The following is a 19,843-nucleotide window of genomic DNA, read 5'->3' on the forward strand; positions in this document are numbered from 1 at the left end:
CATGCTTCGATGGGATTACTTGCAGGCCGGCAATTTCCAGTCGGCGGGACGGTCTACGCTGGCACGGAAGTTCTGTCCCACAGGTACGTACCAGACGTCCTGCACCAAGCCATACTTGCCGCCAATCTTCTTCAGGTCGCAGTTCTGCCAGAGCCTGGCGATTTCAGCGTTTACTGCCTTGGCGAGTTCCGGGTTGTCCTTGTTCAGGCCAAATACCACCTGGCCGAGCCCGGTGAGGAGGGGGTAGTCCGGATTGTTGTCAACAAAGGCGTTGAACTTGAGCTTCCACTGCGGGTTGCGCGAAATGGCGTATTGCATGACAGGCGGATCGCCGATGACGGCATCGATGCGGCCGGCAAGCAGATCACGGACTGCCGCGTCGGATGTGTCATACATCGTCAGTTGCAGGCCGGTGATTTTCCGAAGCTCGGGGATGAAGGAGAAACCGGTGATCGTGCCGACCTTCTTGCCTTCCAGGTCCTTGAGGTGCGACCAGTTGGTCTTGCTCGACTGGGTGATGCCGTTTTTGAAGTAATGGATCGGGTCGCTCAAGGTCATGATCTTGGAGCGTTGCTCCGTCCAGCCCATGGTCCCGGCCATCACGTCGACACGTTTGGCCTGCACCGAAGCAATGGTGCCCGACCACTCCATGAGCGCGGGCTTGACCTTGAGCTTGACTGCCTCCGCCACGCGCTGAAGGATTTCACCGTCGTAGCCGATCATGGCGCCGTCCTGGTAGCCAGTCCCTGGCATATCCCCGGTGAACGCGATCGTCAAGGCGTCTTTTTCGACGGTTTGCAATGCCTGGGCGTTGGCGGCCGGCAGCATGACCCCCGTTGCTAGAAGCGCGCACAAAATGCGTGCAATGAATGTTTTCTTCATGAAGAACTCCTGGTGGTGGTTGACGAATCTCAAACTGACGGGTGGATGGTATGAAGCGTCATCAACTTGTCATAGGAGGCTTTGGCATGTAAATTGAACGTATGCGACATTCCGGGAAATTACCGACCAAGGGCAATTCCGCGCCCAAAACTGCAGCGTCAAAGCGCTCGCACAACGCACCAACCAGGACGGACGGGCATGCCGCTGCCGCACCAGACGAGGGCAACCAGCTGGTGGACAGGCTTGATGCAGCCAAAATTAAAACGGCTCCCAGAACGGGTGTGGAGCTGATGGTCGGTATTTTTCTTTGGCCGCGGTTTCCCCTTTTGTCACTGGCGGGTCTGTGCGATGCGCTGCGCCATGCGGCAGACCTTGGCGACCAGAGCCGCCAGGTTCGCTGCACGTGGACAGTGCTCAGCGCTACCGGCGAGCCAGTGGCCTCGAGCTGCGGCGTGGAGGTTCCCACGCTCGCTGCAGCGTCATCAGATTGCCGCTTTGACTACGTAGCTGTCATCGGTGGGTTGTTGCCGTTCATGAAAACGGCGGATGCCAGGGGGTTGAAGTTTTTGAACCAAGCCGCGAAGAGCGGGGTGCCGCTGATCGGCATTTGCACCGGCAGTTTTGCACTGGCAAAGCATGGGTTCATGGAAGGCAGGATGGCTTGCGTTCATCCCTTTCATGTCAATGACTGGAAAGAAGCCTTCCCCGAGTTGGCTTTCACGACCAACTGCGACTATGTCTTCGACGGCGATCGAATTACCTGCGCGGGGGGTATCTCGATCATCGAATTGGCCACTGAGCTGATTCGATTGCACTGCGGCCCGGACCGCGCCGCCAAGGTCGTACATCAGATGACGGTTACCCGGAAATCCGCGATTTCGCATGTCACGCGCAGGCGCGCGCTTGGCTACGCTTCTGCAGACAATGACAAACTACGGCAGGCGATTGTCTTGATGGAGAAAAACATAACTACACCGCTGGAAATTGCCGTCATTGCCAAAATTGTGGATTCCAGCAGCCGGCAACTTGAAAGGGTCTTCCTGGCGGAAACCGGAGCCTCGCCTTCGGAGTTCTACCGCAACTCCAGACTGAAGTACGGCCGGTGGCTGCTGACTTCAACGGATTCGCCGGTGAGCACCATCGCCTACGAATGCGGATTCGCGGATGCCTCGCACTTCATCCGGCATTTTCAGCAGCTTTACGGTGTCTCGCCGGGGCGACTGAGAAAGGCGCTCTCCGCTGCGGATGCGTGAACCAGGAACCTGTTCACGATTTAGGGGGAGCCGTGCGGCATGGCCTCAGGAATTTGTCGAACTCAGCGAAACACCCGTCATGGGCAGGCCGCCCGGATAGTCCGGGTCGCGAAAGAGCAGGGCGGTAGCGGACGGACCGGTCCCGCCCTGTAAAAAGCCATGCCATGCCATGCCAGGCCAGGCGAGGCGAGGCGAGGCGAGGCGAGGCGAGGCGAGGGCGGGCTTTGCCACACGCATACGCCACCCGGCGTATATCCCAATCCCCCTCCGGTCCCCAGAATGAGTCCATCGCTGCGTAAAAGCCTCACTTTCGGGCTTGCGCGCAGCGAAACGCGATTTACCACCTTACCGGAGAAGCACTCATGCAACGTCGTTTTACCCTCAAGGCGCTTACCGCTGCCGTCGCGCTGACGGGCCTTTCTGCCCTGTCAGCCCATGCCCAGACCACGGGCACGATCAAGGTTGGCATTCTGCACAGCCTGTCGGGCACCATGGCCATTTCCGAGACTGTGTTGAAAGACACCGTGCTGATGGCGATTGACGAGATCAATGCCAAAGGCGGCGTGATGGGCAAGAAGCTTGAGCCCGTGATTGTGGATCCGGCTTCCAACTGGCCGCTGTTTGCCGAAAAAACCAAGCAGCTGCTGGGCCAGGACAAGGTTTCGGTGATCTTCGGCTGCTGGACGTCGGTGTCCCGCAAGTCGGTGCTGCCAGTCGTTGAGGAAATGAACGGCCTGCTGTTCTACCCCGTGCAGTACGAGGGCGAAGAACTCTCCAAGAACGTGTTCTACACGGGTGCGGCACCTAACCAGCAGGCTATTCCTGCTGTGGACTACCTGATGAGCAAGGCCGGTGGCGGCGCCAAGCGCTGGGTGCTGCTGGGTACCGACTATGTGTACCCACGCACCACCAACAAGATTTTGCGCGCCTACCTGAAGAGCAAGGGCGTGAAAGACACCGACATCGACGAGAAGTACACCCCGTTTGGCCATTCCGACTACCAGACCATCGTGGCTGACGTGAAGAAATTCTCTGCCGGCGGCAAGACGGCTGTGGTGTCCACCATCAACGGTGACTCCAACGTGCCTTTCTACAAGGAACTGGGCAATGCCGGCCTGAAGGCCAAGGACGTGCCTGTGGTCGCTTTCTCGGTGGGTGAAGAAGAACTGCGCGGCGTGGACACGAAGCCGCTGGTCGGCCACCTGGCTGCCTGGAACTACTTCCAGTCGATCAAGAGCCCGGCCAACACCGAGTTCATCAAGAAGTGGTCTGACTACGCCAAGGCCAAGGGCATTGCTGGCCACAAAGACAAGCCTTTGACCAACGACCCGATGGAAGCCACCTACATCGGCATCAACATGTGGAAGCAGGCCGTCGAGAAGGCCAAGTCCACCGACACCGACAAGGTCATTGCCGCCATGGCTGGCCAGACCTTCAAGGCGCCGTCGGGCATCGTGTCGAAGATGGATGAGAAAAACCATCACCTGCACAAGTCCGTCTTCATCGGCGAGATCAAGGCCGACGGCCAGTTCAATGTGGTGTGGAAGACGCCTGGCCCGGTGAAGGCCAAGCCATGGAGCCCGTACATCGAAGGCAACGACAAGAAGCCAGACGAGCCGGCGAAAAGCGCGACAGTAGCAACCAAATAAGGTTGCCACCGCAAAGTCCGTTGGGCTAAGCGGTGCAAGCCGCACCTGGGTTGCAGAAAACAGGTGTGGTTTTTTTTACTGTCGGGGTCAAGGGCTCGGGTCATGGATCCCGGATCGAGTCCGGGATGACATGACAGGAACGCTGATGACATGGCAGGAACGCGGATGACAAGGCTCAGGATGCTTGTCATTGCGGGCCTGACCCGCAATCCATGACTTCGGTGCGTGGCCCGCTTTTTGAGCTATCCCGGTGCATGGTTTTCAAGGAAGTTGCAGTCTGGGCATGGCGATAGCGGGCATCGGCTGGCCGCTGTGCCAACCCCAGGTTCTTCTCATGATGATTCGCTTCTCATTTTTATTCGCTACGTTTTTAATAGCTGCCAGCGCCCATGCCTTGAGCCTGGACGAGGTCAAAGGCATGGCCATCGGGGAGACCGAAAGCCGTGTCGAAGCGCTGAACAAGGCGGCTGTGGCGGCGGACGAGAAAACCGCCGCCTTCATCCAGGCCATGGCCGACGATGCCGTCAAAACTGCCGGCGACAAGGTGTTTGTGATCAAGGACGACAAAGGCTTCGACCCGGTCACCGGCGCCGAGCTGGCCCTGCCGGCCGACGCCGAAGACGTGATTAACAACAACATGATGCGCGGCGAGCTGGACACGGCGTTGGCCGCGCTGAAGCTGTTCTCCAAAGAAGAGAACGTGCGCCGCGATGCCATCAAGACCCTTTCGGGCGGCAGCGACGAAGCCCGCTTGCCGCTGATTGAAAAAGCCTATGCGGCCGAAACTGTGCCGGCGCTGAAAAGCCAGCTGGAGCTGGTGCGCGCCGCCATCCTGCTGGGCAGCACGGACAGGGCCAAACGCCTGGAAGCCGCGGCGCAGCTTGCCACCAGCAACAACCCCAACACCAAGACCGTGCTGATCGAACGCCTGGGCAGCGAGGAAGATGCCGACGTCAAGGTGGCGCTGCAGGCCGCGCTGGCCAAGGTGGAGGCTTCACTGGCCTGGGGCGACAAGCTGGGCGCGATTTTCAGCGGCATCAGCCTGGGCAGCATTTTGCTGCTGGTGGCGCTGGGCCTGGCGATCACCTATGGCCTCATGGGCGTCATCAACATGGCGCACGGCGAGCTGATGATGATTGGCGCCTACGCCACCTACGTGGTGCAGGGCCTGTTCCAGAAGTATTTGCCCGGCGCGTTTGACTGGTACCTGCTGGCCGCCGTGCCGGTGGCCTTCCTGGCGTCGGCGCTGATGGGCGCGGCGCTGGAGCGCAGCGTGATCCGCTTCCTGTATGGCCGCCCGCTCGAAACATTGCTGGCCACCTGGGGTATCAGCCTGATGCTGCAGCAGCTGGTGCGCTCCATCTTCGGCGCGCAAAACGTCGGCGTGGAAAACCCGGTGTGGATGAGCGGCGGCGTGCAGGTGCTGGGCAATCTCTCGCTGCCCTACAACCGGCTGGTCATCATCGGCTTTGCCATTGCCGTGCTGCTGGGCATGGCCTGGCTGATCAGCAGGACGCGGCTGGGCCTGTTTGTGCGCGGCGTCACGCAAAACCGGCCCATTGCCTCGTGCATGGGCGTGAACACGGCACGGGTGGACACCTACGCGTTTGCGCTGGGATCGGGCATTGCCGGGCTGGCGGGCTGCGCGCTGAGCCAGGTCGGCAATGTGGGGCCGGACCTGGGGCAGGGCTATATCGTGGATTCGTTCATGGTGGTGGTGCTGGGCGGCGTGGGCCAGCTGGCCGGCACGGTGTATGCCGCGATGGGCCTGGGCATCCTGAATAAATTCCTCGAAGGCTGGACGGGCGCGGTGCTGGCCAAGATTGCCGTGCTGGTGTTCATCATCATCTTCATCCAGAAGCGGCCGCAGGGCATCTTTGCGATGAAGGGCCGGAGTGCCGAGGCATGAACATGAGAATGCCAATCCCCATGCCCACCATCGTGCACCTTCCGGCCAAAGGCCCTTTGCTTACCCGCGCCGGCTGGAGCGCTTTCATGATTGCGCTCATCGCCGTCTGCGCGGTGGCGCCGGTGCTGAACCTGTGGGTGCCGCAGGGCAGCATGTTCCACATGAGCACCTATGCCGTGGCGCTGCTGGGCAAGATCATGTGCTACGCCATCTGCGCGCTGGCCATGGACCTGATCTGGGGCTACACCGGCATTTTGTCGCTGGGCCACGGTGTGTTCTTTGCGCTGGGCGGCTACGCCATGGGCATGTACCTCATGCGCCAGATTGGGCGAGACGGCAACTACAAAAGCGACTTGCCCGACTTCATGGTCTTTCTCGACTGGAAGGTGCTGCCCTGGCACTGGACCTTCAGCGACAGCTTTGTCGCCACGCTGATTCTGATTGTGGCGGTGCCGGGCCTGGTGGCCTTTGTGTTCGGCTACTTTGCCTTCCGTTCGCGCATCAAGGGCGTTTACTTTTCCATCATCACGCAGGCCATGACCTTTGCCGCCATGCTGCTGTTCTTTCGCAATGAAACCGGCTTTGGCGGCAACAACGGTTTTACCGACTTCAAGCGGATTCTGAACATCCCGCTCGCCACGCCCTCCATGCGCATGGTGCTGTTCGTGCTGACGGGCCTGACCCTGCTGGGCTTCTTCCTGTTTGCCAAATGGCTGGTGGGCAGCAAGTTTGGCCGCGTGCTGCAGGCCATACGCGATGCCGAGACGCGCGTGATGTTCTCGGGCTACAACCCGCTGGGCTACAAGCTCACCATCTGGGTGATTTCGGCCGTCATGTGCGGCGTGGCGGGCGCGCTGTATGTGCCGCAGGTCGGCATCATCAACCCCGGTGAAATGAGCCCGGCCAACTCGATCGAGATTGCCATCTGGGCGGCGGTGGGGGGGCGCGCCAGCCTGATCGGGCCGATTGTGGGCGCCTTCATCGTCAACGGCGCCAAGAGCTGGCTCACTGTGGCGTATCCGGAGTTCTGGCTGTATTTTCTGGGCGCCTTGTTTATTGGCGTGACGCTGTTCCTGCCCAATGGTGTCGTCGGGCTCGTGAAGAAGCTCCGTAAGGGAGGTGAGAAATGACCCCCGATCTGCTTGAGCAAGGCGCTCGCCGCGTTGAGGAACACCTGGCGCTGCTGGCGGGCGGAAAAAACAGCACGGAATCGGGAGGGCGCAACGCCAGCACGGGCCGCATCGTTGAGTCCGGCGAAGTTGACACCACGCACGGCCGCATCCTCTACCTGGAAGATGTGAGCGTCAGCTTCGACGGCTTCAAGGCCATCAACAAGCTGTCGCTGGACATTGCCCCGGGCGAGCTGCGCTGCATCATCGGCCCCAACGGCGCCGGCAAGACGACCATGATGGACATCATCACCGGCAAGACCCGGCCCGATGAAGGCACGGTTTTCTTCGGCAGCACGATTGATTTGCTGCGCCACAAGGAAGCCGAAATTGCCCAGATGGGCATTGGCCGCAAGTTCCAGAAGCCCACGGTGTTTGAACAGCTCACCGTGTTTGAAAATCTGGAGCTGGCCCTGAAGACCAACAAGGGCGTGAAGTCCTCGATGTTTTTCAGGCTCGACTCGGCGCAAAGCGACCAGTTGGCCGAGACACTGGTGACGATTCACTTGGCCGACAGCGTGAACCGCATGGCGGGCAATCTGAGCCACGGACAAAAACAGTGGCTGGAAATCGGCATGCTGCTGATGCAGGACCCCAAGCTGCTGCTGCTGGACGAGCCGGTGGCAGGCATGACCGATGAGGAAACCGCGCGCACGGCCGAGCTGTTTCTGTCGCTCAAGGGCAAGCATTCGCTGATGGTGGTGGAGCATGACATGAGCTTCATCAAGACCATTTCGGAAATTGTGACGGTACTGTGTGATGGGGCTGTTCTCGCACAGGGGACGCTGGATCAGGTGCAGGCGGATGAGCGGGTGATTGAGGTGTATCTTGGGCGCTAGGTTGTTACCTGTTCGGGCTGAGCCTGTTGGAACCGGTTTTTGTTCTGGGCGGAGGGGTGCTTTTCTCAGAACTGCTGACCGGGGGTTGCCCGGCGGCAACTCACTTTCTTTTGCTTCGCCAAAAGAAAGTAAGCAAAGTTCACGCAGTGGGGATTCGCTCACTTCGCAAGGCGAAGTTACGCGAATACCAAAAGGCGACCCTGCTGTCTGCGACCCCTGCGCTTCGCTTCGGGGCAACCTGCGGTGCTCGGTTCAGGCGGGGTCTCGCTCGAACTCGCTACGTTGCACTTCGCTCAGACAATCGCGATCCCTGATCCGCCTGAACCTCCGCTCCTCGGCGCAGACAGAAGGGGTGGGAGCAGGAAATACTAACAACCAACAGCCGAATACAAAACCCGAATACCTGAAGAAACAAGGACACGCCCCGGCGTGTCCTTGTTCGTCCTGGTCTTCTTTGTCTTGGGGTTCGGTATTTGCTATTCGGACTGCCCCGTCCTGGCTGGGCCGAGGAGCGCAGAGGCAAGCGGATCAGGGCTCGCGATTGTCTGAGCCGAAGGCGAGTTCGAGCGAGACCCCGCTTGCCTCGAGCACCGCAGGTTGCCCCGTAGCGCAGCGTAGGGGACCCAGACTGCGGGTCGCCTTTCTTTTGGGCACTTTTTTTGGCGAAGCAAAGAAAAGTGCCTCGCCCGCCGGGGCGAGACCCGGCCTCTCCCCTCAATAGGACACAGGGAGTTCAGAACATGCTGACAGTCAAAAACATCAACCAATACTACGGCGGCTCCCACATCCTGCGCGATGTGAGCATGGACTCTCACCTCGGCAAGGTCACGGTGCTGCTGGGCCGCAACGGCGTAGGCAAGACCACGCTGCTCAAGTCGCTCATGGGCCTGGTGCCGATCAAGACCGGCACCATTGAATTTGACGGCAAGCAGATCCAGGGCGCGACACCGTATGAACGCGCAAGGGCCGGCATAGGCTTCGTCCCCCAGGGCCGCGAAATCTTTGCGCGCCTGACGGTGGAAGAAAACCTGCGCATGGGTCTGGCTTACAAAAGCGCGGGCACACCGATTCCTGCCGAACTGTATGAACTGTTCCCCGTGCTCAAGCAGATGCTGAACCGCCGTGGCGGCGACCTCTCGGGCGGGCAGCAGCAGCAGTTGGCGATTGCACGCGCGCTGGCCGCTAGCCCCAAGCTGCTGATCCTGGACGAGCCGACCGAGGGCATACAGCCGAGCATCATCAAGGACATCGGCCGCGTGATCCGCATGCTGGCCGACCGGGGCGGCATGGCGATTCTGTTGGTGGAACAGTACTACGACTTTGCGCAGGACCTGGCTGACGACTACCTGGTGATGGAGCGCGGCGAGTTCATCGCGCGCGGCCAGGGCAAGGACATGGAAGCCAACGGTGTGCGGCAGCTGGTGGCGATATGAGCGCCGTTGGTGCCGGGCCCGCACGAACTCGACGGGTTGGGCGCCCGTGCGACTGAACTCGCGCGACCGTTCCGCTATTTGTCGGTCGTGGGTGAGGATGCCGGTGAAGAGGCGGGTGAACCGCCTACCTTGCCGGCAACGCGGCTAGCCGCGCTTGCAGTTGCCTTCGCGCCATGCTCGACTCCGCGGGCCGTTGCCTTGGCTCCACGTTCGATGCCGCTGGCAGCGGCCTTCGCTCCGCGCTCGACCCCGCCAGCTGCTGCCTTCACCCCACGCTCGACGCCGCTGGCAGCGGCTTTTGCGCCTCGCGCGACCGCATTTCCCACCTTGTCAACTACGCCAGGCGCGGCGCTCGTGGTTGACTCCGCCGGCTCCTCTGAGGCGGCCTCGGCGTGGCCCAGCAGAATGAACACTGAGGTAAGCGCTACTGCAGTCTTGAGAATCGTATTCATGGAAGTTCTCGCCTCTCTGGTCTCTGCTATCGCACCATGATACTCCCCCAAACAATTTAAATCAGCTTGGCATGAGGTGCGTATTCCGGTGTAGTTGACCAGCGGAGCCGGTTTCCGCTGACCACTTGGCGCCAATATTCCGCCTTAAATTTGAACAGGAGAGAACGTGCGGGACACGCTCCATCAACCAGAGGACAGGTTTCGGCCCAGCCGTGCCGTCTCTATCGCGGCGATGTCGATCTTTTTCATGGTCATCATCGCGTCGAATGCGCGCTTGGCCGCCGCGCGATCGGGGTCGGATACAGCCGCGGTGAGGGCGCGCGGGGTGATCTGCCATGACAATCCCCACCGGTCCTTGCACCAGCCGCACGCGCTTTCCTGGCCGCCGTTGCCGACGACCGCGTTCCACAAGCGGTCGGTTTCGGCCTGGTCGTCGGTCGCGATCTGAAAAGAGAAGGCCTCGTTGTGCTTGAAATGCGGGCCGCCGTTCAGCCCGATGCAGGGGATGCCGGCGACGGTGAACTCGACCGTCAGGACATCGCCCTGCTTGCCGTCGGGATAGTCGCCCGGTGCGCGGAGGATGGCGCCGACAGCGCTGTCGGGGAATGTTTGGGCATAGAAGTTTGCGGCGTCAGCGGCGTCGCCGTCGTACCACAGACAGATCGTGTTCTTGCTGGTCATTTCGTGTCTCCTGAAGAGTTGAGCACCCGGCATCCATCACCGTCCAAACAACTCAAATCGTACTCATCGCGGGATCTCGGTCTGTCGGATGGGACTGATGCCGCTGTAGGGATCCGCCGATGCCGCACACTCTCCCAAGGCGTTCAGGGTTCCGGTTTCGCCAGCTCTGCGGGCGGGCTGTCGCTGTCGGTCCCGGGTCAGGCCTTCTACCCCGCACCCGCTCCCGTCAACCTTGGGGCTGGGCGAACGCCGCGGCATGTCCCGGTTTGCGCAGCATCTTGTCCACGTCCCCGGCATGCAGTTCTTCCAGTTGGATCATCTGGCGAGCGTATTCTTCCAGCGCGACGGAGCGATGCTCCACCAGTGTCAATAGCTCGCGGTACAGCTTCAAGGCACCCGTCTCGGCTTCCAGTGACTCGCGCAGGATCGCGGCGATATCAAAGGTGTGGCTGTCCAGCAGCTTGCCGATCGCAAGCGACGGATAGGCGCCGAGCGTGGTGATCCATTCCCCGGCTTGCTGGGCATGCAACAGCGATTCAGTGGCCTGTTCGCGCAACCAGGCAACAACCGGAATACGGCCGAACCCGAATACCAGAAATGAGTAGTGGGTGTAGCGGACGACGCCGGCGAGCTCGGCCTCAAGTATCCGGTTCAGCACGCCAACGACCTGGTCTTTTTCAATATCCGACATGACGCGTCCCTCCTAAAGCTCTTTCAATACGGACAGGAAACTCAACCATCTCAGGCGAAGTCTCCACACGATCCAGACGCTCGCGGCCCAGGATCGGTCTGCGCGAAGCGAGCCAAACTCAGAGCTGAAGCTTTATGGATCGTTGATGGTTTCGTGTGCAGCGGGGATGAGGATCTCGAGGAGTTCGCAGTCGTCCGACCAGCCGACGACCGTGTGGCGGATGCCGGGTGGCTGGACCCAGCACGACCCGGCGGCCAGCCGCTGTGGTCCGATGCCCTCGAAGTCTGTCTGGAACCAGCCCTTCAGGCAGTAGACCAGCTGGAAGTGCACATTGTGGTGATGTCGCACGCTGAGTTCGGTGCGGAACGGCGCGATCATGCGGATCACATGCGCTTTAGCCAATCCATTGGTCGCAGCCGCGACGCCCAGATCGCGGTAAGCGGAGTAGTCCCGCAGGCCACCGGTCTTGAAGTCGGCCTCGTTGTGATGGCTGATGACAAAGCGCTGCGGCGCCTCGCGAGAAGGACGTTCCATCTGATTCTCCGAAAAGATCGTCAGACCGCAATTTAACCTCCGAATTCAGAGGGACGCAAGCGCACGGAAACGCCTGCGCCGTCAGGCTGTCAGGCTGTCAGCCGACACTGGTGCGGGGCTAACAGCAGCGAAGATCCGGGCTCGTCGCCCTTCGACGAGCGGCGCAACCATCTCGCGACCGTGCGGTGCAGGTCGGGACGCAACGGGATCGGGGTGCGATCAATCCGGTTCTTGCGCTGCATTGATCACCCGGCGCAGTCAGCCTGCGGACGCTGGCGATTGCCTGCTCCTGGCCGGCACCACCAGTTCGGCGGTCCCAACGGGAGGTCCGATTTCGCTGCAATGCGGGTGCGCGGCATGCTCCATAGCCGACTTTGGAGTTGACAGTCAGCTTTTGGCGGCGGTGCGATGTTGGCCCAGATTCTCGCAAACGCTTCAGTCAGTTGTCCCCGCTGCCTGTGGCCTACGCTGTGGATAACTTTTTGGATAAGTCCCCAAAGCAGCGCCAGCACTGGGTTGGCGGATCATGCTAAAAAATTAGGCAACATGGATGTTCGCCCGAGCCATAAAAACCGGGCAACGCCTTATGCTGTGCAGAACAACAGTTGCTAATTATCTGCATGTATCTGCATGTCGCTCGTCCCTTTCGATCTCGCCACCCCCACCTCTGAAGGTCGCCACCATGTCAACCCGTCGCCACGTCATGCCCATCGAACCTCTCAGCGCGGGAGCGTTTCGCCGCTACGGCGATGTCATTGAGGCCAGTGATTCGGCCGAGCAGTTCACGGTCAACCAGGGCAACGCGACGCGGTACCACGATCTGGCAACGGTGGACGTGGCTGCCGAGCATGGCCATCCGGTCATTAGCATTTTCCGCGCGCAGCCATGCAACTTGCCCCTGCGTCTGCGGCTGCTCGAGCGCCACCCGATCGGCAGCCAAGCGTTCATTCCGATGGGAAACCACCCCTATCTGGTGATTGTGGCCGCGGCCGACACGCCGCTGGGCGCACAGCACATCCACTGCTTTCGGGCGTCCCCTGGCCAAGGTGTCAATTTTGCACGCGGGACATGGCATCCCCCGGTGCTGCCCCTGCACTCGGTTTGCGATTTTCTCGTGATCGACCGGGGTGGGCCGTCGAAGCTCCCCAATTGCGAGGAACTCGCGCTGGATGAATTGGAACTGTGGATCGAAGCTTGAGCGGAACGCCAGCACACCAAGGGTTCTCTTGGGGAATGCGTCCAGCCGATCGAGCAGTGCGCGCCTGCGGACCATGAGACCGATGCGATCAGAGATACCAGCCGTCGCACAAGCCCAACGCGGCCAGTGCCTCGTCCACTCATCCATGCCGGATCAGTTTGGCCGACAGGACCCGCCAGCCGCGTCTATTCAAGACTGGCTCGCAGTCACACCGGCCAACCCGACCAGGCCGCCCGCGCTTCGGCGATCAGTTCAGCCGAGCGTCTTGCGTAGCGTGGCGAGTAGTGGAATGGCACGATGGCCCTGGCGCCGACACGGCGCGCAATATCGCCGGCCTGGCGGGCCGTCAGGTGATTCTTGCGTGCCGCATGCGCCTGATCCTCCTCCAGGAATACGCTTTCGATGAAGAGCAGGTCCACATCTGCAAGCAGTTGCGCGAGCGTCTCGATGTTGGCGTCGGTGTATCGGAGGTCGGTGACATAGCCAATGCGCCGACCCGGAACGACATCGAGGACCAGATGGCGCAACTCGGCGAGCTGGCGTTCCATGGCGTGCTCGCCTTGCCGATCACGCCACTGCACCTGAATCGGCGTGTCATCCGGTGCTCCCGTCAGAACCGCATGCTTGAGTTCGCGCAACCACGGTCCCGTCGTTACGCCGAGCGCCGCCAGGCGATCCGTCGCCACCCTGAGCTGGGCTTTCTCCTCGATCACATAGGCCAGGCAGGGGATAGCGTGATCGACGAAGCGGCCGCGAACGCGAAAGAGCGCTTCCTCGTGCAGCACGTCGTCGGGCAGCTCGAAAGAGGCGCCAGCCTCGCGCGCAAACCCACGCCGACTCGAAAAGCGGGACCACTGCCCGCGCCGGTCCACCCCGACTTCACAGACATCGATCACCAGCTCGACCTCGTAGCGGTGCACGATATTCCAGGTGTAGGCCAGCAGCTTGTGTTCGACCTGCGCCACGAAGTCGGGCCCGCCGAACAGGACCAGGCTCGCCTTGCGTCCCAGAACGACGCGCAGCAGGTGATCGAAACCCGAAAAGTGGTCCATGTGCGCGTGGGTGACAAACACATGCGACAGCCGCAACAGCTTGCGCGGCGGCAGCACGGAGAGGTTGCCGAGATCGAACAACAGCGAGCGCCGTTCGTCACGGAACTCGACATACAGGGCCGGGTCGCCGAATGGGTCGTTGACGAGACGGGGTTCGAACAGGGAAGGCATGGAAGTTCAGCGTGTGGTTCGCGGCCGTGTGGCATCGGCGTCACATGATTCTCGCTCCAAGCGGGTTTGCGGGCAGCCAAATTTTGACGGGCTTGTTTAAAGTCGTAAACGCGCCTGTCACTGTGAGATTCCGAGCGACTGCCAAGGGCCAAAGCGGAGACCGGATCAGACGGACTGCCAATATAGGGTTATTCAAGCTGCTCGCGCCATACCCGACGTTGACATCGGCGGGTTGGGTGTCGGCAATGTGGCGCCGATTTCGATGATTGCTGCACCCGGACCCGGCCAGCAGCAGACAGTCGTCTTGATTCACCACGCTTCGCCGTCCTCAACGCTCATCGGCTTGCAAGCTCAGCCTGAGCCCTTTCCTGCATCGCTCCTCAGGATTTCAGAGGGCTCGAAGAAAACTCATCGTATTTCCAATGAGAGATGCTCAGGACAGAGCGATGCCAGGAAGTCCCGCGCGTCAAATGCCTCTCCAGCGGTAAAGACGCCAGCTGTTTTGACCTGGCCGCTGACGACTCGCGCCATCGCCTCCACGACGAGAGGAGCGCTGAATGCATAAATGTCTCGCCCGCTGGCAACTGCCCGGCGCTCCTCGCCTCCTCGGCGTACAAGCACTTCAACCAGAAAAGTTTGTGATGATCGGCCGCTTTCGTCGCTTGCCGTCGGCGCCAGCTGATTCGGATCGGTCAGGTCCTTGACTGCTGCGACCGTCATGTACGAGCGAATCTCGGGCGTCTTCAGGTGACGCGAAATCGTCACGGTGTCGGCCATGGTGAACTCTGCGATGACCGGCTGCTTTCCCATTGGCGCGGGAAACGTCCATTCGACGACCGGCGCTGCCCCCGTGACATACGATATTTTTCCGTTAGCGAAGACAACCCGGCGGCCGTCCCGACGCTGCTTCGAAACTTGCCCCGCGACCAATGTCCCGGGCGTCGGCCTCCAGCTGTCAAGTCCGTAGGCGATGGAAATTTCATCAGCCGACGTCCAGTCGCCCATCGCCGCGGTCGCCAACAGATCACCCAGCCCGCCGTAGAACGCCATGGCGTGCACCACCACGATGCCTCCTTCGCGTGCGCGATCAGCGAACAGCTCGAAGGTGTCAATGTTGGCTTCTATTTCCGCCGCAACGTCCAGATAGGGAATCCGGGCACGCAATGCGGCTTCGATCAGGGGTGCGGAGGTGCTGGCAAAGGGGCCGGCACAGTTGATGACCGCCACGGCGCCCATCAGCGCACGATCGAGCGAGGCAGGCTCATCGACCGATGCGGGCCGCACCTCGAGCCCGGGGTGTTCCGCCCCGACGGCGCTCAGCTTCCCGGGATCGCGTCCGGAGAGGATGGGCGTCCAGCCACGCCTGCGCAACTCCGAAACCACGAATCGCCCGGTGTGCCCATAGGCGCCATACACGGTCACAGCTTGTTTTTTTGATGTCATCACTGAATCCCTTCGATGGAGAGCCATCTGCCGCAAGACGCTACAGATCTGTACTCTTTTAATGAGTGTAGAGTACAGATCTGTAGCGTGTCAAGGGTATAGAGGAAATGCAATGAAAAAGCGTACGGCGGAGACCAGCAAAGTGAGTGATGAGCAGGGTGTCCTGAGCGTGCGGGAACGCCTCCTTGAGACCGCGGCGAGGCTGTTCTACCAGGAAGGCGTCAGAGCCGTCGGCGTCGATCTTGTGGTCGAACGATCCGGCGTCGCCAAGACCAGCCTCTACCGCCACTTCGCCACCAAGGACGATCTCGTGGTTGCATTTCTCGAGCGCGAGGACGCCGAGTATTGGAGTGACTGGGAAAGTGCTGCGGCGCAAGGCAAGGATGATGCCGAAGCGGAACTTCAGGCGCTTCTGCGCTGGATCGCCGAGCATATCGCCGGGCCGAAGTACCGCGGCTGCCCGTTTCTCAATGTGGCGACCGAGTTCCCGGCCCCAGCCCATCCCGCCCGCGCAGTCGCCAGAAGGAACAAGGTGGAGCTGCATCGCCGTCTCGGCGTGCTGGCCAGGAAATTGGGGGCTCGCAAGCCTGACGAGCTGGCCGACCAGCTTGTGCTTCTCATCGATGGTGCCTATATGAACGGTCCGCTTCTCGGCAAGAAGGGGCCGGCGCACTCGTTCGTGGCGGCGGGACTGGCTTTGATCCTTGCTGCTCAACGTCGCTGATGTTCGAGGCAACGACCGAATACTAGAAACTGTTTAACAGCACACTTGGGGAGGGCACTGGGGGGCGATCCGGGGGAGATAAAGCGAAAGCATGTCGTCAAGGCGCAGGGCCGGCGGGTTTTTGGCTCACGTCGGCGTTGGCGATATGTGCGTCGTACTCGCCCGTGAGACACATCGAAGAGTTGTGGATGGCTTCACAACATCAACATGGAGTTGTCTGTCGGGAGGCGAACCGTCAGCGGCTGGACCGGCGTCGGCGCTCTGTCGATTGGTGGATTGCCGCCGCCAACGCAACAGGCTGGATCCTTGGCTCGACCCGGCAACGGTCGCGGGAACGGACCTACAATGATACCGAGGCAGGGGGGGATGTGAACACCACAACACAATCCCGCGGTTCCGGCCCGGAAACTCGGAGTCGACACTCATCAAGCTGCTGATCGGTTTGTTATCGACACAGGCGGGGGCGACAGCGGACTTTCAGAGCTGGACCGCAACCAGAGGAGCCATATGCCGAGTGACACGAGCGGGGTCGGTGGCAAACGGCCGACGCGGTTACAGGTCCGACTTCTTGGTGCAGTCGAGATCATCTTGGACGGCCGGCGTCTTCGCGCCTTCAACTCTCTTCGCTTGCAACGGTTCCTGGGGTTGATCGCGTTACGGAGAGACCCGCAGCACCGCTCACGACTCGCGTTCGAGCTCTGGCCCGACTCCGACGAACATCAGGCGCGCACCAACCTCAGAAAGCTGCTCCACGACTTCCGTCATTCCCTTCCTGACATCGGTGAGTTCGTCGAGATCGACAACGAGACTGTGCAGTGGATGCCGAGTGGGTCGAGCGAGGTCGACGTGCTGAAGTTCCAGGATGCCATGGCGGCCGGTGATTTCGAGCTCGCCGCGCGCCTCTATTCGGGCGATCTCCTTCCGGCTTGTTATGACGACTGGGTCCTGAATGAGCGAGCGAAACTTCGAGCTGATGCGTATGGGGCCCTCGTGCGGCTGACAGGAGAGGCTGCGAGGCGCGACGACCACAAAGCCGCGATCAGGCATGCCCAACGCATTGTCGACCTGGAGCCGACCGACGAAGCGGCCGTTCGAATTCAGATGCAAGCACATCTCGCGCTTGGCGATAGAGCCGCGGCGCTGCGCTCCTACCACCGGTACGCGGAGGTGCTCGAGCGCGACCTCGCGGTGGCACCAGGCGAGGCGATCAGGGCCATGTACCAACAGCTCCGGGCTGGCACACTCAACCGCGACGAAGTGCAGGGCAAGGACCTACCCGTCGCCGAATCGCCTTTCGTCGGCCGCGACCGCGAGTGGAACCAGCTCATCGAGGCATGGAACACCGCGCGGGAGACGGGGGCACATCTCTTGTTGGTGACCGGGGAACCGGGGATCGGAAAGTCCCGTCTCGCATTGGAACTCGGCCGCCGCGTTCGATCAGAGGGACACGTGGTGGCATCGGCTCGTGCATACGAGGCTGCGGGCCGACTGCCGTGGGGTCCCGTCGTGGACCTGCTCCGATCGGACGCGCTGCGAAACCACATCGACACGCTCGACACGGTCTGGAGGGCCGAGCTTGCTCGTCTCCTGCCCGAGCTCCTCGACGCTTCCCGGTCATCTGAATGGAGCCAGGCGGGCGACTCGGCTCAGCGCCATCGGTTGTTCGATGCTGTGAACCGAGCCATCGTCGTCGGCGACCGCCCGCGCTTGCTGATCATTGACGATCTGCAGTGGTGTGACGCCGAGACCATTGAGTTAATCGGTTTCGTTGTCCGTTCCGGAAAGACGGCACCAGTCCTCATCGTCGGTACTGTCCGCTGGGAGGAGATCCCACAGCATCATCCCCTCGTTGGACTCGTAGACGCCTTGGGCCACGACCAGGCGGTGACTATCGTGCCACTCGACCGACTCGACGAAGCCACCACTGCGACGCTCGCTGCCCGGCTACGCGATGAAGACACGATTGATCCGGAACTGGCGGCACGACTCTGGCGCGAGACAGAAGGCAATCCGCTCTTTGTCATCGAAACTCTTCGAGCCGGGATCTCCTCTGGTGGAAGCCAGGCAGTCCTCACACCGACGATGCGGGCGGTGCTGCGCGCCCGACTGGGCCAACTCACTGACGGTGCTCGGCGACTAGCCGAAGTGGCGGCCGTCATCGGTCGGCCCTTCTCGATCGGTCTGATGGTCTCGGCCACTAAGGCCGATGAGCGCGAGCTCGTCGAGCATGTCGACGAACTCTGGCGTCGCCGGATCATTCGCGAACAGGGGCTCACGTACGATTTCAGTCACGACAAGCTTCGGGCGGTTGCCCTGGAGATGGTCAGTCCGGCTCGTCGACGTCAACTTCACCGGGCCGTCGCCGAGGCGATTGCGGTCGAGCTCCACAGCGACATCGACGCGGCCAGCCCGCAGCTGGCCGCACACTACGACCAGGCCGGCATGGCCGAGCCGGCCATCGATGCCTACCGGGTGGCGGGGGCCCGAGCGGCGGCCGTGTCGGCCTTGGAAGAAGCGGTCACCATGTTTCAGCGAGCGCTCGCACTGCTCGCCGATCTGCCACCGTCACCCGACCGCGATGCACTCGAACTCTATATCCGGATCGCCCTCGGATCCCCGCTTGTTGCCCTCGACGGTTACGGCTCCAAGGGTGCGCACCAACTCTACGAGCGAGCCCTTTCGCTTTGCCGCAAGCTTCACAGACCCGTGGACCCGCCGATCCTCCGTGGCCTCGGCCTTGCCCGGCTGCAGGGCTGCCGCTTCGACGATTGCGATGAACTCGCCCACGTCCTTCTCGACGATGATAGTCATGATCCGATCGCCGGGACAGAGGGCCGATATCTCCTCGGCGTGAGCGCGTTCTGGCGGGGCGATCTGGCCAGAGCCCGCCCCTATCTCGATGGCGCTATCGAAGCCTATCGCGTGTCCCATCGCGACGAGCATCTGAGCTTGTACGCCCAGGACCCGAAGGCGGTTTGCCTCGTACGGCTGGCCTGGGTCGAGCTGTGGGCCGGAGATGCTGGCCGGGCCGACGAGACAGCCCGATCTGCTCTTGAGATCGCCGTCGATCTCGATCATCTGATGACCTTGGGGTACGTGATCACTTACGCGGCGATCATCGCGGCCGAATCCGAAGATCTCGCCCGCCTCGCCGAGCTGCTCGGGGATGCCGACCGTCTATGGAAGCGTTTTTCGGACCGTTACCTCATGGTTGTCCTGCAGGCCCTTCGGGGCTGGCTGGACGTGTGCGGGGGATCGGCTGATGGCATCGAGAAGATCGTGCGGTCGGTAGCGCGCTCGCGTACCGAAGGGGAGACCCTTCATCTGACCTACACCCTTCTTCTCCTCGCCCGGGCTCGCGGCATGCTCGGCGAGCTCCGCCAGGGACGAGCCGCCGCATGCGAGGGGCTCTCGTGGTCACACCGCTGCAACCAGCGCTATCTCGAGGCCGAGCTGTGGCGAGTCGACGGTGAGCTGGCTTATCGCAGCGGGGAAACCGAAGCCGCCGCCGCTTCTCTGCGCAGTGCCGTCGAGATCGCCGGCGCTCAAGGGGCGGGCTGGCTGGAGCTTCGGGCGCTCCACTCCTTGGCCAGTCGATTTCCCGATGAGGCATTGCGCGAACAGCTTGGGGAGCTCCTCGAGACCATTCCGTCGGGCCATGATCTCCCGGCGTTCCGGGCCGCGATCGGTTTTCTGAGCGATTCCGGCTGAGAGGGAACGCTTCGGGAACGCCCGAGGGCGCATCCTTCGCGCATCCTTGGTA

16 protein-coding genes are annotated in these 19,843 nt (G+C 61.6%); 9 read left to right on the top strand and 7 right to left on the bottom strand.

What is annotated here, in order from left to right; all coding sequences use genetic code 11:
- Nucleotides 1–15: 15 nt before the first annotated feature.
- Nucleotides 16–882, bottom strand: coding sequence for an ABC transporter substrate-binding protein (locus BPRO_RS06920; protein WP_011482339.1), 867 nt, complete (start codon nucleotides 880–882; stop codon nucleotides 16–18).
- 101 nt (nucleotides 883–983) lie between these two features.
- Here BPRO_RS06920 and BPRO_RS06925 point away from each other — a divergent pair, with 101 nt between their 5' ends.
- The 6 genes from BPRO_RS06925 to urtE all read left to right on the top strand — a co-directional run bounded on the left by BPRO_RS06925 (nucleotide 984) and on the right by urtE (nucleotide 9,134).
- Nucleotides 984–2,135 (top strand): GlxA family transcriptional regulator, encoded by a 1,152-nt coding sequence (locus BPRO_RS06925; protein WP_086003088.1) that lies wholly within the window; start codon nucleotides 984–986, stop codon nucleotides 2,133–2,135.
- Nucleotides 2,136–2,497: 362 nt separating this feature from the next.
- Nucleotides 2,498–3,784 (top strand): urea ABC transporter substrate-binding protein, encoded by a 1,287-nt coding sequence (gene urtA / locus BPRO_RS06930; RefSeq protein ID WP_011482341.1) that lies wholly within the window; start codon nucleotides 2,498–2,500, stop codon nucleotides 3,782–3,784.
- 334 nt (nucleotides 3,785–4,118) lie between these two features.
- Complete coding sequence (gene urtB / locus BPRO_RS06935) at nucleotides 4,119–5,693, top strand: urea ABC transporter permease subunit UrtB (protein ID WP_011482342.1); 1,575 nt, start codon at nucleotides 4,119–4,121, stop codon at nucleotides 5,691–5,693.
- Nucleotides 5,690–6,823, top strand: coding sequence for an urea ABC transporter permease subunit UrtC (gene urtC / locus BPRO_RS06940; protein ID WP_011482343.1), 1,134 nt, complete (start codon nucleotides 5,690–5,692; stop codon nucleotides 6,821–6,823). The genes urtB and urtC overlap by 4 nt, the downstream gene beginning before the upstream one ends.
- Entirely contained in the window at nucleotides 6,820–7,701 is an 882-nt protein-coding gene (gene urtD / locus BPRO_RS06945) for an urea ABC transporter ATP-binding protein UrtD (RefSeq protein WP_011482344.1), read from the top strand. The genes urtC and urtD overlap by 4 nt, the downstream gene beginning before the upstream one ends.
- Nucleotides 7,702–8,441: 740 nt before the next feature.
- On the top strand, nucleotides 8,442–9,134 hold the full coding sequence (gene urtE / locus BPRO_RS06950; RefSeq protein WP_011482345.1) for an urea ABC transporter ATP-binding subunit UrtE: 693 nt from the start codon (nucleotides 8,442–8,444) through the stop codon (nucleotides 9,132–9,134).
- A 74-nt stretch (nucleotides 9,135–9,208) separates the two neighbouring features.
- Here the strand turns inward: urtE and BPRO_RS06955 are convergent, their stop codons facing one another.
- From BPRO_RS06955 to BPRO_RS06970, 4 genes are all read right to left on the bottom strand, one after another.
- Nucleotides 9,209–9,586, bottom strand: a complete 378-nt coding sequence (locus tag BPRO_RS06955; protein WP_157045747.1) for a hypothetical protein — start codon at nucleotides 9,584–9,586, stop codon at nucleotides 9,209–9,211.
- A gap of 183 nt (nucleotides 9,587–9,769) precedes the next feature.
- On the bottom strand, nucleotides 9,770–10,267 hold the full coding sequence (locus tag BPRO_RS06960) for a VOC family protein (RefSeq protein ID WP_011482347.1): 498 nt from the start codon (nucleotides 10,265–10,267) through the stop codon (nucleotides 9,770–9,772).
- Between the two features lie 226 nt (nucleotides 10,268–10,493).
- Nucleotides 10,494–10,958, bottom strand: a complete 465-nt coding sequence (locus BPRO_RS06965) for a ferritin-like domain-containing protein (protein WP_011482348.1) — start codon at nucleotides 10,956–10,958, stop codon at nucleotides 10,494–10,496.
- A gap of 132 nt (nucleotides 10,959–11,090) precedes the next feature.
- Nucleotides 11,091–11,492 carry a cupin domain-containing protein gene (locus BPRO_RS06970; protein WP_011482349.1) on the bottom strand — a complete coding sequence of 134 codons (402 nt, stop codon included), beginning with the start codon at nucleotides 11,490–11,492 and terminating at the stop codon, nucleotides 11,091–11,093.
- A gap of 682 nt (nucleotides 11,493–12,174) precedes the next feature.
- On the opposite strand from BPRO_RS06970, the gene BPRO_RS06975 reads away from it, so the two are divergent.
- Nucleotides 12,175–12,690 (top strand): ureidoglycolate lyase, encoded by a 516-nt coding sequence (locus BPRO_RS06975; protein WP_011482350.1) that lies wholly within the window; start codon nucleotides 12,175–12,177, stop codon nucleotides 12,688–12,690.
- A 206-nt stretch (nucleotides 12,691–12,896) separates the two neighbouring features.
- On the opposite strand, the gene BPRO_RS06980 is transcribed toward BPRO_RS06975, so the two are convergent.
- Both BPRO_RS06980 and BPRO_RS06985 read right to left on the bottom strand, forming a co-directional pair.
- A complete protein-coding gene (locus tag BPRO_RS06980; protein WP_011482351.1) occupies nucleotides 12,897–13,913 on the bottom strand; it encodes a ribonuclease Z in 1,017 nt (338 codons plus the stop codon).
- A 408-nt stretch (nucleotides 13,914–14,321) separates the two neighbouring features.
- A complete protein-coding gene (locus BPRO_RS06985; protein WP_011482352.1) occupies nucleotides 14,322–15,356 on the bottom strand; it encodes a saccharopine dehydrogenase family protein in 1,035 nt (344 codons plus the stop codon).
- 112 nt (nucleotides 15,357–15,468) lie between these two features.
- Between BPRO_RS06985 and BPRO_RS06990 the strand changes: the two genes are divergently transcribed.
- Both BPRO_RS06990 and BPRO_RS06995 read left to right on the top strand, forming a co-directional pair.
- Nucleotides 15,469–16,080, top strand: a complete 612-nt coding sequence (locus BPRO_RS06990) for a TetR/AcrR family transcriptional regulator (protein ID WP_011482353.1) — start codon at nucleotides 15,469–15,471, stop codon at nucleotides 16,078–16,080.
- Between the two features lie 507 nt (nucleotides 16,081–16,587).
- Nucleotides 16,588–19,791 carry an ATP-binding protein gene (locus BPRO_RS06995; protein WP_011482354.1) on the top strand — a complete coding sequence of 1,068 codons (3,204 nt, stop codon included), beginning with the start codon at nucleotides 16,588–16,590 and terminating at the stop codon, nucleotides 19,789–19,791.
- Nucleotides 19,792–19,843 lie beyond the last annotated feature (52 nt).

It is taken from the genome of Polaromonas sp. JS666, from assembly GCF_000013865.1.
Taxonomy (GTDB): Bacteria; Pseudomonadota; Gammaproteobacteria; order Burkholderiales; family Burkholderiaceae_C; genus Polaromonas.

Coding starts and splice junctions, on each gene's coding strand:
- BPRO_RS06920 (WP_011482339.1), bottom strand. CDS start 882: ATGAAGAAAACATTCATTGCACGCATTTTGTGCGCGCTTCTAGCAACG.
- BPRO_RS06925 (WP_086003088.1), top strand. CDS start 984: ATGCGACATTCCGGGAAATTACCGACCAAGGGCAATTCCGCGCCCAAA.
- urtA (WP_011482341.1), top strand. CDS start 2,498: ATGCAACGTCGTTTTACCCTCAAGGCGCTTACCGCTGCCGTCGCGCTG.
- urtB (WP_011482342.1), top strand. CDS start 4,119: ATGATGATTCGCTTCTCATTTTTATTCGCTACGTTTTTAATAGCTGCC.
- urtC (WP_011482343.1), top strand. CDS start 5,690: ATGAACATGAGAATGCCAATCCCCATGCCCACCATCGTGCACCTTCCG.
- urtD (WP_011482344.1), top strand. CDS start 6,820: ATGACCCCCGATCTGCTTGAGCAAGGCGCTCGCCGCGTTGAGGAACAC.
- urtE (WP_011482345.1), top strand. CDS start 8,442: ATGCTGACAGTCAAAAACATCAACCAATACTACGGCGGCTCCCACATC.
- BPRO_RS06955 (WP_157045747.1), bottom strand. CDS start 9,586: ATGAATACGATTCTCAAGACTGCAGTAGCGCTTACCTCAGTGTTCATT.
- BPRO_RS06960 (WP_011482347.1), bottom strand. CDS start 10,267: ATGACCAGCAAGAACACGATCTGTCTGTGGTACGACGGCGACGCCGCT.
- BPRO_RS06965 (WP_011482348.1), bottom strand. CDS start 10,958: ATGTCGGATATTGAAAAAGACCAGGTCGTTGGCGTGCTGAACCGGATA.
- BPRO_RS06970 (WP_011482349.1), bottom strand. CDS start 11,492: ATGGAACGTCCTTCTCGCGAGGCGCCGCAGCGCTTTGTCATCAGCCAT.
- BPRO_RS06975 (WP_011482350.1), top strand. CDS start 12,175: ATGTCAACCCGTCGCCACGTCATGCCCATCGAACCTCTCAGCGCGGGA.
- BPRO_RS06980 (WP_011482351.1), bottom strand. CDS start 13,913: ATGCCTTCCCTGTTCGAACCCCGTCTCGTCAACGACCCATTCGGCGAC.
- BPRO_RS06985 (WP_011482352.1), bottom strand. CDS start 15,356: ATGACATCAAAAAAACAAGCTGTGACCGTGTATGGCGCCTATGGGCAC.
- BPRO_RS06990 (WP_011482353.1), top strand. CDS start 15,469: ATGAAAAAGCGTACGGCGGAGACCAGCAAAGTGAGTGATGAGCAGGGT.
- BPRO_RS06995 (WP_011482354.1), top strand. CDS start 16,588: ATGCCGAGTGACACGAGCGGGGTCGGTGGCAAACGGCCGACGCGGTTA.